Source organism: Streptomyces sp. NPDC021012 (assembly GCF_044333355.1).
GTDB lineage: Bacteria > Actinomycetota > Actinomycetes > Streptomycetales > Streptomycetaceae > Streptomyces.
Window position 1 is genome coordinate 110,278 of sequence record NZ_JBIRQU010000011.1, and the last position, 13,147, is coordinate 123,424.

Below are 13,147 nucleotides of genomic sequence, written 5' to 3' on the forward strand. Positions count from 1 at the left end.
GGGACACCTCCGCGAGACGGATCAACAGGGGTGCGTCGTCTTGTCGTGAACCCGGTACGGCGCGTCTCGTCGGGGTGTCTCCAGGCTAGCAAAGAACGGGCAAAGGCCCTGGTGACTCCGGTCACCAGGGCCTTCGGCGTTCGTGTCAGAGGTACAGGCCGGTGGAGTCCGACGTCCCCTGGAACCGGTCCGCGGCCACCGCGTGCAGGTCGCGCTCCCGCATCAGGACGTACGCGACGCCCCGCACCTCGACCTCGGCCCGGTCCTCGGGGTCGTACAGCACCCGGTCGCCGATCTCGACGGTACGGACGTTCTGACCGACCGCGACCACCTCGGCCCAGGCCAGACGGCGGCCCACGGCGGCCGTCGCCGGGATCAGGATGCCGCCGCCGGAACGCCGCTCTCCCTCCGGGGAGTCGGTGCGGACGAGGACCCGGTCGTGGAGCATCCGGATGGGCAGCTTGTCGTGCGTGTTCTCGCTCACGGAGTGAACCTACCTGCCTCGGAGAGTCCTCAAGCGATCACCCCTTGTTCCTCCGCGAGGAGGAGACGATCAGCCCGACGACGGCGAGGGCCACGACGGCCGCCGGAACGACCCGCTCCAGGCGGGGCGCGCCGTCCTCGTGGGTGAAACGGGCCTTGACGTCGGAGACGACCCGGTTGACGGCGACGAAGGCGCGTCCGGCCGTCTGGTCGACGGTCGAGGCGACCTTCGCCTTGGCGTCCCCGATGATCGTCTTCGGGTGCATCCGAATGCCGATCTCGTCGAGAGTGACGGCGAGCTGCTCGCGCCGGCGGACGATGTCCGCCTCGATCTGCGCAGGGGTCCTGGCCTCCGACACCGCGCTGCCTCCGTAGTCGTAATCGGTCGTTGACGGTCAGTCTGTCAGCTCTGCCGCGATCGGGTCGCGTCAGACCCCCATTAGGCTCTGGAATGCGTACGAGAACACCCCGAGGAGAGCCAGCCATGAGCGAGCGACTGCAGCCGGGCGACACCGCCCCCGCCTTCACCCTTCCCGACGCGGACGGCAACGAGGTCTCCCTCGCGGACCACAAGGGCCGCAAGGTCATCGTCTACTTCTACCCCGCGGCCCTCACCCCCGGCTGCACCAAGCAGGCCTGCGACTTCACCGACAACCTCGACGTCCTCGCCTCCGCCGGCTACGACGTCATCGGCGTCTCCCCCGACAAGCCGGAGAAGCTGGCGAAGTTCCGCGAGAAGGAGAACCTGAAGGTCACGCTGGTCGGCGACCCGTCGAAGGAGACCCTGGAGGCCTACGGCGCCTTCGGCGAGAAGAAGCTGTACGGCAAGGTCGTGACGGGCGTGATCCGCTCGACGGTCGTCGTCGACGAGGCGGGCAAGGTGGAACACGCCTTCTACAACGTGAAGGCCACGGGCCACGTCGCCAAGATCATGCGGGACCTGGGCGTCTGAGCCCCGCCTCCCGCCGGAACGGCCCGCAACCCCGGACAGGGGCGGTGCGGGCCGTCTCGTTTTCGTACGCGATATGACGTGACCGTCCGATATTCGACTCGTTAACCCGTACGAGATCCGTACTGGGGAGGGGGTCCGATGGGGACGAGCCCGTACACGAGGGACCGGCTGGAGTCGGCGGCGCGAGGGGCGCGGACGCTGACGGAAGCGCTGGAGCGGTTGGGGGTGGATCCGAGGAGCTCGACGCGGGGCTACGTGTCAGGGCGAATGCGGAGGCTGGGGGTGGACACGTCGCACTTCGAGCGGGAGGGGGTGCGGTGGACGCGGGAGGTACTGGCGGAGGCGGTGGCCGCCTCGACGAACATGTGGGACGTTCTGCGGCACCTGGGAGTCGAGCTCGTCGGCGGGCAGCACACGCACATCAGCCGCCGGGTCCGCGCATACGGCATCGACATCACGCACTTCACGCCACCTGCCCGAACCGAACGCATGCGGCACAACCAGCGCCGCCGGACGCCTGAGGAGATCCTGGTCCTGGACACCTCCGCCCATCCCCGGCGCGCACGGAGCAGCCGGATCAAGGCGGCCATGCTGGAGGTCGGTGTCGAGGAGCAGTGCGCCCTGTGTCGAACAGGAGCCGTATGGCTGGGCGATCCGCTGCCGCTGGAGGTGGACCACGTCGACGGCGACTGGCGGAACAACCGGATCGAGAACCTGCGGCTGCTCTGCCCCAACTGCCACTCCACGACGGACACCTACCGTGGACGGAACAAGGGGCGGGCATCGTGACGAACGGCACGCGCTACACCCGCGAGCGGCTGATCGAAGCGGCAACGCGGTGCTCGGACATCGAAGAGGCGGTCTCATTCCTCGGTGGCGAGCCCTACTCCAGCCTTCCTCGCTACCTGATGCGGCGCTTCGCGCACTACGGCATCGACGTCTCGCACTTCCCGCCGTTCGGCAGGCCCGCCCGCCCCGGCGCCGAAGAGTTGGAGGCCGCCGTCGGAGCATCCACTTCCCTCAGAGAGGTCCTGCGCCGGCTCGGGCGTCCGGACAACTGCGCACAGCGGGCGAACCTCCGGAAGTGGATGGCCGACGACCGCCTCTCGACCGCCCACTTCCTCGGGCAGTCCCACCAGCGGGGCAGGCCGAGTCCGACCGCCAAGCGTGCGGAGGAGGTCCTGGTCCAACACGACAGAGGACATCGGACGGCCACCGAGCGCCTACGCCGAGCTCTACAGCAGGTCGGAGTGCCCGAGCAGTGCGGGCGATGCGGCGTCGGCCCGGAGTGGCTCGGCAAGCCGATGACGCTGGAGATCGATCACATCAACGGGGACTGGCACGACGACCGGCGCGAGAATCTGCGGCTCCTGTGCCCCAACTGCCATGCCATCACCAGTACCTGGTGCCGTGGCGGCGCCCGCTACGATGGCAGCAAGTTGAGCGGCGGTGGTGCAATGGCTGACACAGCAGACTTAGGATCTGTGGCCCTTGATCGGGCTTGAGGGTTCGAATCCCTTCCGCCGCACACCGAACGGCCTGCGTATCGAAGGATCGATGCGCAGGCCGTTCACATACGGCCCTCAGCCCAGCAGCTCCTTCACCACCGGCACCAGCGCCCGGAACGCCTTGCCCCGGTGGCTGATCGCGTTCTTCTCGGCCGGGGTCAGTTCCGCGCACGTCACCTCGTACCCCTCCGGCTGGAGGATCGGGTCGTAGCCGAAGCCGTTCGTGCCCACCGGGGCGTGGCGGAGGGTGCCCGGCATGCGGCCTTCCACCACTCGCTCCGTGCCGTCGGGCAGCGCCAGGGCGGCGGCGCAGGCGAAGTGGGCGCCTCGGTGGGGGTCGGCGATGTCGGAGAGCTGGGCGAGGAGGAGGTCCAGGTTGGCGCGGTCGTCGCCGTGGGCGCCTGCCCAGCGGGCGGAGAAGATGCCGGGGGCGCCGTTGAGGACGTCGACGCAGAGGCCGGAGTCGTCGGCGATGGCGGGGAGGCCGGTGGCCTGGGCGAGGGCGTGGGCCTTCAGGAGCGCGTTCTCGGCGAAGGTGACGCCGGTTTCCTTGACGTCGGGGACGTCCGGGTACGCGTCCGCGCCGACGAGTTCGAGGTCGAGGCCCGCGTCGGCGAGGATCGTGTGGAGTTCGGTGATCTTGCCCGCGTTGCGGGTGGCGAGGATCAGGCGCTGGTGGGTCATGGCCCGATTATCCCGGGGTGCAGACCTTGGCGACCTCGCCGGCCGCGTCCGTGATCGGCGTGATGTCGGGGGTCGCGTCGCCGTTCTTGACCGCCGTGCGGACCGAGTCGACGCCCTTGGTGAGGTCGTCGACCGCCTTCGAGAGGTCGGCGTTGTCCGTGGTGTTCTTGATGTTGCCGAGTTCGGTGGAGATCTGGTTCAGGGACTCCTCGATCTGCGTCACGTCGTTGGTGGCGTTGGAGACGGCCTGCTGGAGGTTCTGGACGGACGTGGCTATCGCGTCGGCGGTGTTGACGCAGTCCATGGCCGTGTCGAGGGCTCCGCAGCCGCTCAGGACGGTGGTGAGCGCGGCGGCCGTGGCCACGGCGAGTGCGAGACGGCGCTGCTTCAAGGCGGGTCCTTCCCCCAGATGCGTACAGACGTGCGGACGGGCGGGCGCCCGGATCGTATCCGGGTGCCCGCCCGTCAGGACGCAGCGAGGTGTCAGAGGGTTCCTTCGAGCGCCTTGCGCTGGATCTCGGCCAGTTCGGCGCAGCCGCCGGAGGCGAGGTCGAGGAGGGCGTTGAGCTCCTTGCGGTCGAAGGGCTCGGCCTCGGCGGTGCCCTGGACCTCGACGAAGCGGCCGTCGCCGGTGCAGACGACGTTCATGTCGGTGTCGGCGCGGACGTCCTCCTCGTAGCAGAGGTCGAGGAGGGGGACGCCGTCGACGATGCCGACGGAGACGGCGGCCACCGTGCCGGTGAGGGGCTTGCGGCCGGCCTTCACCAGCTTCTTGTTCTGCGCCCAGGTGATGGCGTCGGCGAGGGCGACGTAGGCGCCGGTGATCGCCGCCGTGCGGGTGCCGCCGTCGGCCTGGAGGACGTCGCAGTCGAGGACGATGGTGTTCTCGCCGAGGGCCTTGTAGTCGATGACGGCGCGCAGGGAGCGGCCGATGAGGCGGGAGATCTCGTGGGTGCGGCCGCCGATCTTGCCGCGGACGGATTCGCGGTCGCCGCGGGTGTTGGTGGCGCGGGGGAGCATGGAGTACTCACCGGTGACCCAGCCCTCGCCGCTGCCCTTGCGCCAGCGCGGGACGCCTTCGGTCACGGAGGCGGTGCAGAAGACCTTGGTGTCGCCGAAGGAGACGAGGACGGAGCCCTCGGCGTGCTTGCTCCAACCGCGTTCGATGGTGACGGGGCGGAGCTGTTCGGGGGTACGGCCGTCGATGCGAGACATGGGAGGAGCCTAGCCGTTTGTCCTGACATGACGGAGGGCCCGTTCCCCTGCCGGAACGGGCCCCGTCGATGTGAGTCAGCGGCTCACATCAGGTCTTCGATCTCCGCGGCGATCGGGTCGGCGTCGGTGCCGATGACGACCTGGATGGCGGTGCCCATCTTCACGACGCCGTGGGCGCCGGCGGCCTTCAGGGCGGCCTCGTCGACCTTGGACGGGTCGACGACCTCGGTGCGCAGCCGGGTGATGCAGCCCTCGACCTCTTCGATGTTCTCGATGCCGCCGAGGCCGGCGACGATCTTCTCAGCCTTGCTGGCCATGTGTTTCTCCCTGTCCGTTCTGCGTACCGACGGTCCGCTTTGTCACGGTAACCCACGGTTGGCTCAACTTCGCGAGCGTGTGCAGCCGTTCTGCCGAATGATGACGATCACCGGCGGCCTGTCCTCAGCGGGCTCCCGGAGCCTACCGCAACTGGTCTACACCAGTGTGCAACGAGATGCGGACCCGGGACGTTCCGGGCAGGGAGGACGCCGATGAGTACCGACAGCGCCGCGGCCGCACCGGAACCGGCGAAGCCCAAGAAGTCGCTGTCCTGGGGCGGCGCCTTCCAGGGGCTCCAGAAGATGGGCCGCAGCCTCCAGCTCCCGATCGCCGTCCTCCCGGCGGCCGGCATCATCAACCGCCTCGGGCAGCCGGACGTCTTCGGCGCCGACGGCCTGGGCTGGGACAACGTCGCGAAGGTGATGGCGGGCGCGGGAGGCGCGCTGCTCGACGGCAGTCTCGGCCTGCCCCTCCTGTTCTGCATCGGCGTCGCCATCGGCATGGCGAAGAAGGCGGACGGTTCGACCGCGCTGGCGGCCGTGGTCGGCTTCCTCGTCTACTACAACGTGCTGCGCCAGTTCCCCAAGGACTGCCCGGCGGGCACGGTGGACATCAAGGGCGGCTGCCTCTCCCCCGAGCAGGTCTTCACCGGGTACACGTACCAGAACCCCGGCGTCTTCGGCGGCATCCTCATGGGCCTGATGGCGGCCTGGTTCTGGCAGCGCTACCACCGGACGAAGCTGGTCGACTGGCTCGGCTTCTTCAACGGCCGCCGACTCGTGCCGATCATCATGACGTTCGTGGCCATCGCGTTCGCCGCGATCTGCCTGTGGATCTGGCCGCCGATCGGCGACGGCCTGGAGAACTTCAGCGACTGGCTGGTGGGGCTGGGCGCCTGGGGTTCGGGCATCTTCGGCCTCGCGAACCGCGCGCTGCTCGTCATCGGCCTGCACCAGTTCCTGAACGTGCCCATCTGGTTCCAGTTCGGCACGTACACCAAACCGGACGGCACGGTGGTCCACGGCGACATCCCCATGTTCCTCGCGGGCGACCCGCACGCCGGCCAGTTCCTGACGGGCTTCTTCCCGATCATGATGTTCGCGCTGCCCGCCGCGGCGCTCGCGATCACCCACACCGCGAAGCCGCATCGCCGCAAGGCGGTCGGCGGCATGATGCTCTCGGTCGCCCTGACCTCGTTCGTCACCGGCATCACCGAGCCGATCGAGTACTCGTTCCTCTTCATCGCGCCGTTGCTGTACGCGATCCACGCCGTGCTGACCGGTGTGTCGATGGCGGTGACCTGGGCGCTCGGCGTGAAGGACGGCTTCAGCTTCTCGGCCGGCCTGATCGACTACGTGATCAACTGGAACCTCGCGACGAAGCCGTGGCTGATCATCCCGATCGGCCTGGGGTTCGCGGTCGTGTACTACCTGATCTTCAGGTTCGCGATCGTCAGGTTCAACCTCCCGACGCCCGGCCGCGAGCCGGAGGAGATCGAGGAGGAGATCGAGCGCGAGAACGTCAAGTAGCCTCGCGGTCACAGCCCGAAGCCCGCCCCTTTCGGGGGCTTTCGGCCCCCCTCGCAAGGCTCTCCACGGGCCCCCGGACCTGACCGTCCGGGGGCCTTTTGTCGTGCATTTCCGGCTATGGCTGAGCGCACAGAATTCACAGGTTCCTTATCTAAGTCCCACGTGCTAAAACTGGTCTACACCACTCATTGGTGTAGACCACGCGGTCCAGACCACCGCGTTCCACGAGACGTCGCCTCCCCCCGTGTCCATGCCCTGGCGGCGCCTTGCCTTACTGGAGGAAGTTGATGAGTACGGCCACCGCCCAGGCCGCCGCTCCCGCGAAGAAGCGCGGATCCGGCCTGTTCCAGGGCCTGCAGAAGGTCGGTCGCAGCCTGCAGCTGCCGATCGCCGTGCTGCCGGCCGCGGGTATCTTGCTCCGTCTCGGCCAGGCCGACGTGTTCGGCAAGGACGGTCTCGGCTGGGACAAGGTCGCGTCGGTCTTCGCCACCGCCGGTGGCGCGGTCTTCGACAACCTGCCCCTGCTCTTCTGCATCGGCGTCGCCATCGGCTTCGCCAAGAAGGCGGACGGCTCCACCGCCCTCGCCGCGCTCGTCGGCTTCCTGGTCTACAGCAACGTGCTGAAGGCCTTCCCCGTCACCGAGGCCGTCGTCAACACGACCGCCAACAAGGGCGTCGACGTCGCCGCGACGTACAACAACCCGGGCGTCCTCGGCGGCATCCTCATGGGTCTGCTGTCCGCCGTCCTGTGGCAGCGGTTCCACCGCACCAAGCTGGTCGACTGGCTCGGCTTCTTCAACGGCCGCCGGCTCGTCCCGATCATCATGGCCTTCGTCGGCACCGCCGTCGGCGTCTTCTTCGGCCTGGTCTGGGAGCCGATCGGTGAGGGCATCTCCAGCTTCGGCGAGTGGATGACCGGCCTCGGCGCCGGTGGCGCAGGCCTCTTCGGTCTGATCAACCGCGGGCTGATCCCGGTCGGCATGCACCAGTTCGTGAACTCCGTCGCCTGGTTCCAGATCGGTGACTTCACCAACTCCGCCGGCGACGTCGTCCACGGCGACCTGACCCGCTTCTTCGCCGGTGACCAGAGCGCCGGAATGTTCATGACGGGCTTCTTCCCGATCATGATGTTCGGCCTCCCGGCCGCCGCGATCGCCATCGCCCACGCCGCCCGCCCCGAGCGCCGCAAGGCCGTCATGGGCATGATGCTCTCCCTCGCGCTGACCTCCTTCGTCACCGGCATCACCGAGCCGATCGAGTTCACCTTCATGTTCATCGCGCCGGTCCTGTACGCGATCCACGCGGTCCTGACCGCCGTGTCCATGGCCGTCACCTGGGCCTTCGGCGTCCACGCGGGCTTCACCTTCTCCGCCGGCGGCATCGACTACCTGCTCAACTGGAACCTCGCGACCAAGCCGTGGCTGATCATCCCGATCGGTCTCGTCTTCGCGGCGATCTACTACGTGGTCTTCCGCTTCGCGATCACCAAGTTCAACCTCCCCACCCCGGGCCGCGAGCCCGAGGAGGAGATCGAGGACCTCACCAAGGCGTGAGCCCCGCCCGTACGGGCCCGTACGCGGGAAGGCCCCGGAACCGTCCAGGTTCCGGGGCCTTCCCCGTGTCCGTACGCCCGCTCAGACCTCGTACACCGCTCCCGCCCGCGCCAGCTCCGAGGGGCCCGCGTAGGTCTCGCGCGCGTCCGCGAGGTTCCGCTCGCCGTCCGTCCACGGCGGGATGTGGGTGAGGACCAGGCGGCCCACTCCCGCCCGGGTCGCCTGCGCGCCGGCCTCCCGGCCGTTGAGGTGGAGGTCCGGGACGTCCTCCTTGCCGTGGGTGAAGGAGGCCTCGCAGAGGAAGAGGTCGGTGCCGGTGGCCAGGTCGTTCAGCGCCTCGCAGACCCCGGTGTCCCCGGAGTACGTGAGCGAACGGCCGCCGTGCTCGACCCGGATGCCGTACGCCTCGACCGGGTGGCACACCTTCTCCGTACGGACGGAGAACGGGCCGATCTCGAAGCTGCCGCCCGACTTCAGCGTGCGGAAGTCGAAGACCTCGCTCATCGAGGACGGCGAGGGGGTGTCCGCGTAGGCCGTGGTCAGGCGCTGCTCGGCGCCCTCGGGGGCGTACACGGGGATCGCGTCGCAGCGCCCGCCCTCGTGCCGGTAGTAGCGGGCGACGAAGTACCCGCACATGTCGATGCAGTGGTCCGCGTGGAGGTGGCTGAGGAAGATCGCGTCGAGGTCGTACAGACCGATGTGGCGCTGCAGCTCGCCCAGGGCGCCGTTGCCCATGTCGAGGAGCAGCCGGAAGCCGTCGGCCTCGACGAGGTAGCTCGAACAGGCCGAATCCGCGGACGGGAACGACCCGGAGCAGCCGACGACGGTGAGCTTCATGGAGCGTGAACCTCCGTGGACGGGTGCGGAAAGCGCGCTGAGGGAGGGGGAGGCTGTGCGGTCTGTCGAGCGTACGGCGCACCCGGGCCTGTCGCTCCTCCGCGGCGGCCCGTTGTGGGCGAACTCACGGGCTCTGTCACCGGTTCGGATGGATGGCGGAGCGCGGCGGCGGGGTGGCGCGCGCACCGGTACCTTCTTGAGGTATGGACACGTCGTGGTGGCCCGCGCTGGTCGCGGTCGTGGTGATCGCGCTGGTGGTGGCGCTCGCCGATGGGCGGAGGCGGTCCTCGCGGCGGCCGAAGGGGAGGCCCGCGGGGCGGACCCGGCCGCCGGCCCGTCCGACGCGGGGGCCCGCGCCGCGGGGGCGGGTGCCGGAGCGGCTTCCGCGGGCGGGTGAGATCTGGTGGGCGGACGTGCCCTTCGAGGACGGGCCCGGGTCGAAGGACCGGCCCTGTCTGGTGCTCGTGGTACGGGGGGACAGCGCGGTCGTCGCGAAGATCACCAGCAAGTACCACGACGAGCGGCCCGGGGTGATCGCGCTGCCGCCCGGGTCCGTGGGGGACGCGCAGGGGCGGCCGAGTTTTCTGGAGACGGACGAGTTGCGGGATGTGCCGGTGTGGGAGTTCCGGCGGAGGGTGGGGATGGCGGACCCGGTCGTGTGGGACCAGGTCCGCCACCTTGCGCGTTAGCGCGGGTGCGGGGCCGCCGGGTGCGGGTTCAGGCTCGGAAGCCTAGGCCCGGCAGGGGGCGCCGTCCGGTGTGCCCACCCTCCCCCGAGCTCTCGGCTTCGCTCGAGCAGGGGGGACCCCCTCGCCCCGGTGGAACGATTGCCCACACCTCCTACGCCCAGAGCTGGCCCTGGACCGCCTCGATTGCCTCTTCCGTCGTCCTGGCCGTGTAGAGGCCCGTCGAGAGGTACTTCCAGCCGCCGTCGGCGACGACGAAGGCGATGTCGGCGGTCTCGCCGGCCTTGAGGGCCTTGTTGCCGACGCCGATGGCGGCGTGGAGGGCGGCGCCGGTGGAGACGCCGGCGAAGATGCCCTCCTGCTGGAGGAGTTCGCGGGTGCGGCTGACGGCGTCGGCGGAGCCGACGGAGAAGCGGGTGGTGAGGACGGAGGCGTCGTACAGCTCGGGGACGAAACCCTCGTCGAGGTTGCGCAGGCCGTAGACGAGGTCGTCATAGCGCGGCTCGGCGGCGACGATCTTGACGTCGGGCTTGTGCTCGCGCAGGTAGCGGCCGACGCCCATCAGGGTCCCGGTGGTGCCGAGACCGGCCACGAAGTGGGTGATGGAGGGGAGGTCGGCGAGGATCTCCGGGCCGGTGGTGGCGTAGTGCGCGCCGGCGTTGTCGGGGTTGCCGTACTGGTAGAGCATCACCCAGTCGGGGTTCTGCTCCGCGAGCTCCTTGGCGACGCGCACCGCCGTGTTCGATCCGCCCGCCGCGGGGGACGAGATGATCTCGGCGCCCCACATGGCGAGCAGCTGGCGCCGCTCCTCGCTGGTGTTCTCGGGCATGACGCAGACGATGCGGTAGCCCTTGAGCTTGGCGGCCATGGCGAGGGAGATGCCGGTGTTGCCGCTGGTCGGCTCCAGGATGGTGCAGCCGGGGGTGAGGCGGCCGTCCTTCTCCGCCTGCTCGACCATGTGGAGCGCGGGGCGGTCCTTGACCGAGCCGGTCGGGTTGCGGTCCTCCAGCTTCGCCCAGATGCGGACGTCGTCCGAGGGCGAGAGCCGGGGGAGGCGGACCAGCGGCGTGTTGCCGACCGCGGCCAGCGAGGAGTCGTAGCGCATGTGGATCAGACCATGCCGCCGGCGACGGCCGGCAGGATCGTGACGTTGTCGCCGTCGGTGAGCTTGGTGTCGATGCCGTCGAGGAAGCGGACGTCCTCGTCGTTGAGGTAGACGTTGACGAAGCGGCGGAGCTTGCCGCCGTCGACGATGCGGGCCTCGATCCCGGCGTGGCGGGTCTCCAGGTCGGCGAAGAGCTCGGCGAGGGTCGCGCCGCTGCCCTCGACGGCCTTCTCGCCGTCGGTGTAGGTGCGGAGGATGGTCGGGATGCGGACCTCGATGGCCATGGCGTGGGCTCCTGTCGGAAGTGGCGTGATGGGCGCGCTTCTGTGGCCCCGCGCGGAGGGGATCGTACGGTGAGGCGCTCGGTCGTCTCAGAGCGCGGCGCGTGCGGCGGTACGGCGCGGGGTACAGATCGCGCTGGCCAGGCGGCACAGGTCGACGTGCAGGCGTGCCACGAGCAGGGTGCTGCTCGGCGTCTCTTCGCTCACGTCGTGGGAAACCATGGGCTCATCGTATCGATTCCCGGTCCGGGTTCCGGAATGTGATCTCACATGATGGATGATTTCTGACCGACTACCGGACGTCGCAGGTGGTGACGGGGGTCGTCACTCGGGCCAGGCGGAGTCCTGGATCGTCGTCACGAAGTCGCCGGGTCCGAAACCGGGCACGAAGTGGCGCAGGACGTCGGCCTTGACGTTGCCGAAGGCGGTGTCCGGCTTGGGCGCGATGCCCTCGGTGAAGGCGGCCAGGATGCGGCGCTTGAAGTCGGGGCGGGGGTGGGCGGCGACGATCGCGGCGCGGTCCTCGGGGGTGACGGCGGAGGGGTCGTCGTAGCCGATGCCGAGGACGTCGTACTCGACGCCGGCGGTGACGAGGGCGACCTCGGGCTCCATGAAGGCGGGGATGCCGGGGGTGGTGTGGAGGGCGATGGCGGTCCAGACGCGGCGGACGGCGTCCTCGTCGGCGCCGTGGGAGCGGAGGAAGGCGGCGGCCTCCTCGGCGCCGTCGACCTCGAAGCGGCGGCCGCTCGCGCGGTGCTCCTCGCCGAGGCCGAGGTCGTGGAACATGGCGCCGACGTAGAGGAGTTCGGGGTCGAAGGCGAGGCCTCGGGCGCGCCCCTGGAGGGCGCCGAAGAGGTAGACGCGGCGGGAGTGGTCGTAGATCAGCTCGGTGGCGGTGTCGTGGACGAGTTCGGTGGCGGCGGCGGCGAGCTTGCTGTCGGGGATGAGCGTCATCGGGTTCATGGGTCGAGCCTCGCCGTCGGGGCCGGGTGCCCGCCATGTCCTCAGGGACAGGCGTCCCACAGAATCGGACACATGACGAGGACGCACGAGGTGTGGGTGTTCGCCTTCGACGGGGTCCGGCTGCTGGACGTGTCGGCCCCGCTGGAGGTCTTCTCGACGGCCGGGTCCGGCTACGGGGTACGGGTGTGCTCGCCGGACGGGCGGGGCGTACGGACCTCGTGCGGGCTGCGGATCGGGGCGGACCGAGCGGCCGGGGAGGTGCGGGGCGCGGACACGCTGATCGTCCCGGGGGCGGTGGACGTGGAGCGGTGCGTGGCGGCCGCTCCGGAGGTGGCGGCGCTCGCGGCGCGCTCGGGGCGGGTGGCGTCGGTGTGCACGGGGGCGTTCGCGCTGGCGGAGGCGGGGCTGCTCGCCGGGCGGCGGGCGACGACGCACTGGGAGCACGCGGGGGCGCTGGCGCTCCGGTATCCGGCGGTGGAGGTGAACGCGGACGCGATCCACGTGCGGGACGGGGAGGTGTGGTCCTCGGCGGGGGTGACGGCCGGGATCGATCTGTGTTTGGCCCTGGTGGAGGAGGACCGGGGGCCGGAGGCGGCCCGGGTGGTGGCGCGGGACCTCGTGGTGTTCCTCCAGCGGCCGGGCGGGCAGTCGCAGTTCTCGGCGGCTTCGCGGACTCCCCCGACGGGGCACCCGGTGGTGCGGCCGCTGCTGGACGCGGTGGCGGCCGATCCGGCGGCGGACCACAGCGCGTCGGCGCTCGCGCGGCGGGCCGGGATGAGTGCCCGGCATCTGGCGCGGCTGTTCCGGGAGCAGGTCGGGGCGACGCCGGCGGGGTACGTGGAGCGGGTGCGGGTGGAGGCGGCGCGGATGCTGCTCGAAGGCGGGGCGAGCGTGACGGGGGCGGCGGCGCGGAGCGGGCTCGGGAGTGACGAGAGCCTGCGGAGGGCGTTCGCCCGGCACTTCGGGGTGACGCCCTCCGCGTATCTGGCGCGCTTCCGGACGACGTCCTCCTCGTAGGCCGCGCCCCGTCCGT

The 13,147-nt window shown here is 70.1% G+C and carries 17 protein-coding genes, 1 tRNA gene, 1 pseudogene and 1 riboswitch; of the genes and pseudogenes, 8 read left to right on the top strand and 11 right to left on the bottom strand.

The genetic code is table 11. The annotated features are described in order from the left end of the window. Positions 1 to 29: 29 nt before the first annotated feature. Positions 30 to 100: riboswitch (guanidine-III (ykkC-III) riboswitch) on the bottom strand. 45 nt (positions 101 to 145) lie between these two features. Continuing rightward, on the bottom strand, positions 146 to 484 hold the full coding sequence (locus ACH4TP_RS30605) for a co-chaperone GroES (protein ID WP_030554720.1): 339 nt from the start codon (positions 482 to 484) through the stop codon (positions 146 to 148). A 37-nt stretch (positions 485 to 521) separates the two neighbouring features. After that, the gene (locus ACH4TP_RS30610; RefSeq protein WP_369144464.1) at positions 522 to 842 is read right to left on the bottom strand and encodes a DUF3618 domain-containing protein; all 321 of its coding nucleotides are present in this window, start codon (positions 840 to 842) and stop codon (positions 522 to 524) included. A 125-nt stretch (positions 843 to 967) separates the two neighbouring features. Between ACH4TP_RS30610 and bcp the strand changes: the two genes are divergently transcribed. The 4 genes and pseudogenes from bcp (at position 968) to ACH4TP_RS30630 (ending at position 2,963) form a co-directional block, all read left to right on the top strand. Beyond that, positions 968 to 1,435, top strand: coding sequence for a thioredoxin-dependent thiol peroxidase (gene bcp, locus ACH4TP_RS30615; protein WP_389222326.1), 468 nt, complete (start codon positions 968 to 970; stop codon positions 1,433 to 1,435). Positions 1,436 to 1,573: 138 nt separating this feature from the next. Beyond that, on the top strand, positions 1,574 to 2,224 hold the full coding sequence (locus ACH4TP_RS30620; RefSeq protein ID WP_398188684.1) for an HNH endonuclease signature motif containing protein: 651 nt from the start codon (positions 1,574 to 1,576) through the stop codon (positions 2,222 to 2,224). Next, positions 2,221 to 2,859 (top strand): annotated as a pseudogene (locus ACH4TP_RS30625) (HNH endonuclease signature motif containing protein); the annotation flags it as partial. The gene ACH4TP_RS30620 and the pseudogene ACH4TP_RS30625, both read left to right, overlap by 4 nt. 19 nt (positions 2,860 to 2,878) lie before the next feature. Continuing rightward, positions 2,879 to 2,963 (top strand) — tRNA-Leu (locus ACH4TP_RS30630). 55 nt (positions 2,964 to 3,018) lie between these two features. Here the strand turns inward: ACH4TP_RS30630 and rdgB are convergent. The 4 genes from rdgB to ACH4TP_RS30650 all read right to left on the bottom strand — a co-directional run bounded on the left by rdgB (position 3,019) and on the right by ACH4TP_RS30650 (position 5,159). After that, a complete protein-coding gene (gene rdgB / locus ACH4TP_RS30635; protein WP_398439731.1) occupies positions 3,019 to 3,627 on the bottom strand; it encodes an RdgB/HAM1 family non-canonical purine NTP pyrophosphatase in 609 nt (202 codons plus the stop codon). A 7-nt stretch (positions 3,628 to 3,634) separates the two neighbouring features. Then, the gene (locus ACH4TP_RS30640) at positions 3,635 to 4,018 is read right to left on the bottom strand and encodes a hypothetical protein (protein ID WP_389222330.1); all 384 of its coding nucleotides are present in this window, start codon (positions 4,016 to 4,018) and stop codon (positions 3,635 to 3,637) included. Between the two features lie 92 nt (positions 4,019 to 4,110). After that, positions 4,111 to 4,842, bottom strand: coding sequence for a ribonuclease PH (rph, locus tag ACH4TP_RS30645; RefSeq protein ID WP_389222332.1), 732 nt, complete (start codon positions 4,840 to 4,842; stop codon positions 4,111 to 4,113). Positions 4,843 to 4,925: 83 nt separating this feature from the next. After that, positions 4,926 to 5,159 carry a glucose PTS transporter subunit EIIB gene (locus tag ACH4TP_RS30650; RefSeq protein ID WP_389222333.1) on the bottom strand — a complete coding sequence of 78 codons (234 nt, stop codon included), beginning with the start codon at positions 5,157 to 5,159 and terminating at the stop codon, positions 4,926 to 4,928. A 213-nt stretch (positions 5,160 to 5,372) separates the two neighbouring features. Here ACH4TP_RS30650 and ACH4TP_RS30655 point away from each other — a divergent pair, with 213 nt between their 5' ends. Beyond that, positions 5,373 to 6,689 carry a PTS transporter subunit EIIC gene (locus ACH4TP_RS30655; protein WP_398439732.1) on the top strand — a complete coding sequence of 439 codons (1,317 nt, stop codon included), beginning with the start codon at positions 5,373 to 5,375 and terminating at the stop codon, positions 6,687 to 6,689. Positions 6,690 to 6,976: 287 nt separating this feature from the next. Beyond that, positions 6,977 to 8,242 carry a PTS transporter subunit EIIC gene (locus tag ACH4TP_RS30660; RefSeq protein WP_389222337.1) on the top strand — a complete coding sequence of 422 codons (1,266 nt, stop codon included), beginning with the start codon at positions 6,977 to 6,979 and terminating at the stop codon, positions 8,240 to 8,242. Positions 8,243 to 8,323: 81 nt separating this feature from the next. Here the strand turns inward: ACH4TP_RS30660 and ACH4TP_RS30665 are convergent, their stop codons facing one another. Beyond that, positions 8,324 to 9,079 (bottom strand): MBL fold metallo-hydrolase, encoded by a 756-nt coding sequence (locus tag ACH4TP_RS30665; RefSeq protein ID WP_398439733.1) that lies wholly within the window; start codon positions 9,077 to 9,079, stop codon positions 8,324 to 8,326. Positions 9,080 to 9,282: 203 nt separating this feature from the next. Between ACH4TP_RS30665 and ACH4TP_RS30670 the strand changes: the two genes are divergently transcribed. After that, a complete protein-coding gene (locus tag ACH4TP_RS30670) occupies positions 9,283 to 9,768 on the top strand; it encodes a type II toxin-antitoxin system PemK/MazF family toxin (RefSeq protein WP_389222341.1) in 486 nt (161 codons plus the stop codon). 151 nt (positions 9,769 to 9,919) lie between these two features. On the opposite strand, the gene ACH4TP_RS30675 is transcribed toward ACH4TP_RS30670, so the two are convergent. The 4 genes from ACH4TP_RS30675 to ACH4TP_RS30690 all read right to left on the bottom strand — a co-directional run bounded on the left by ACH4TP_RS30675 (position 9,920) and on the right by ACH4TP_RS30690 (position 12,114). Then, a complete protein-coding gene (locus ACH4TP_RS30675) occupies positions 9,920 to 10,870 on the bottom strand; it encodes a PLP-dependent cysteine synthase family protein (RefSeq protein ID WP_398188672.1) in 951 nt (316 codons plus the stop codon). 5 nt (positions 10,871 to 10,875) lie between these two features. After that, on the bottom strand, positions 10,876 to 11,154 hold the full coding sequence (locus tag ACH4TP_RS30680) for a MoaD/ThiS family protein (protein WP_369144471.1): 279 nt from the start codon (positions 11,152 to 11,154) through the stop codon (positions 10,876 to 10,878). An 87-nt stretch (positions 11,155 to 11,241) separates the two neighbouring features. Continuing rightward, positions 11,242 to 11,373 (bottom strand): putative leader peptide, encoded by a 132-nt coding sequence (locus tag ACH4TP_RS30685; RefSeq protein ID WP_389222345.1) that lies wholly within the window; start codon positions 11,371 to 11,373, stop codon positions 11,242 to 11,244. Positions 11,374 to 11,475: 102 nt separating this feature from the next. Then, positions 11,476 to 12,114, bottom strand: coding sequence for an HD domain-containing protein (locus tag ACH4TP_RS30690; RefSeq protein WP_398439734.1), 639 nt, complete (start codon positions 12,112 to 12,114; stop codon positions 11,476 to 11,478). 72 nt (positions 12,115 to 12,186) lie between these two features. On the opposite strand from ACH4TP_RS30690, the gene ACH4TP_RS30695 reads away from it, so the two are divergent. Beyond that, positions 12,187 to 13,131 (top strand): GlxA family transcriptional regulator, encoded by a 945-nt coding sequence (locus ACH4TP_RS30695; RefSeq protein ID WP_398439735.1) that lies wholly within the window; start codon positions 12,187 to 12,189, stop codon positions 13,129 to 13,131. Positions 13,132 to 13,147: the final 16 nt, after the last annotated feature.

Coding starts and splice junctions, on each gene's coding strand:
- bcp (WP_389222326.1), top strand. CDS start 968: ATGAGCGAGCGACTGCAGCCGGGCGACACCGCCCCCGCCTTCACCCTT.
- ACH4TP_RS30620 (WP_398188684.1), top strand. CDS start 1,574: ATGGGGACGAGCCCGTACACGAGGGACCGGCTGGAGTCGGCGGCGCGA.
- rdgB (WP_398439731.1), bottom strand. CDS start 3,627: ATGACCCACCAGCGCCTGATCCTCGCCACCCGCAACGCGGGCAAGATC.
- rph (WP_389222332.1), bottom strand. CDS start 4,842: ATGTCTCGCATCGACGGCCGTACCCCCGAACAGCTCCGCCCCGTCACC.
- ACH4TP_RS30650 (WP_389222333.1), bottom strand. CDS start 5,159: ATGGCCAGCAAGGCTGAGAAGATCGTCGCCGGCCTCGGCGGCATCGAG.
- ACH4TP_RS30655 (WP_398439732.1), top strand. CDS start 5,373: ATGAGTACCGACAGCGCCGCGGCCGCACCGGAACCGGCGAAGCCCAAG.
- ACH4TP_RS30660 (WP_389222337.1), top strand. CDS start 6,977: ATGAGTACGGCCACCGCCCAGGCCGCCGCTCCCGCGAAGAAGCGCGGA.
- ACH4TP_RS30665 (WP_398439733.1), bottom strand. CDS start 9,079: ATGAAGCTCACCGTCGTCGGCTGCTCCGGGTCGTTCCCGTCCGCGGAT.
- ACH4TP_RS30670 (WP_389222341.1), top strand. CDS start 9,283: ATGGACACGTCGTGGTGGCCCGCGCTGGTCGCGGTCGTGGTGATCGCG.
- ACH4TP_RS30675 (WP_398188672.1), bottom strand. CDS start 10,870: ATGCGCTACGACTCCTCGCTGGCCGCGGTCGGCAACACGCCGCTGGTC.
- ACH4TP_RS30680 (WP_369144471.1), bottom strand. CDS start 11,154: ATGGCCATCGAGGTCCGCATCCCGACCATCCTCCGCACCTACACCGAC.
- ACH4TP_RS30685 (WP_389222345.1), bottom strand. CDS start 11,373: ATGGTTTCCCACGACGTGAGCGAAGAGACGCCGAGCAGCACCCTGCTC.
- ACH4TP_RS30690 (WP_398439734.1), bottom strand. CDS start 12,114: ATGAACCCGATGACGCTCATCCCCGACAGCAAGCTCGCCGCCGCCGCC.
- ACH4TP_RS30695 (WP_398439735.1), top strand. CDS start 12,187: ATGACGAGGACGCACGAGGTGTGGGTGTTCGCCTTCGACGGGGTCCGG.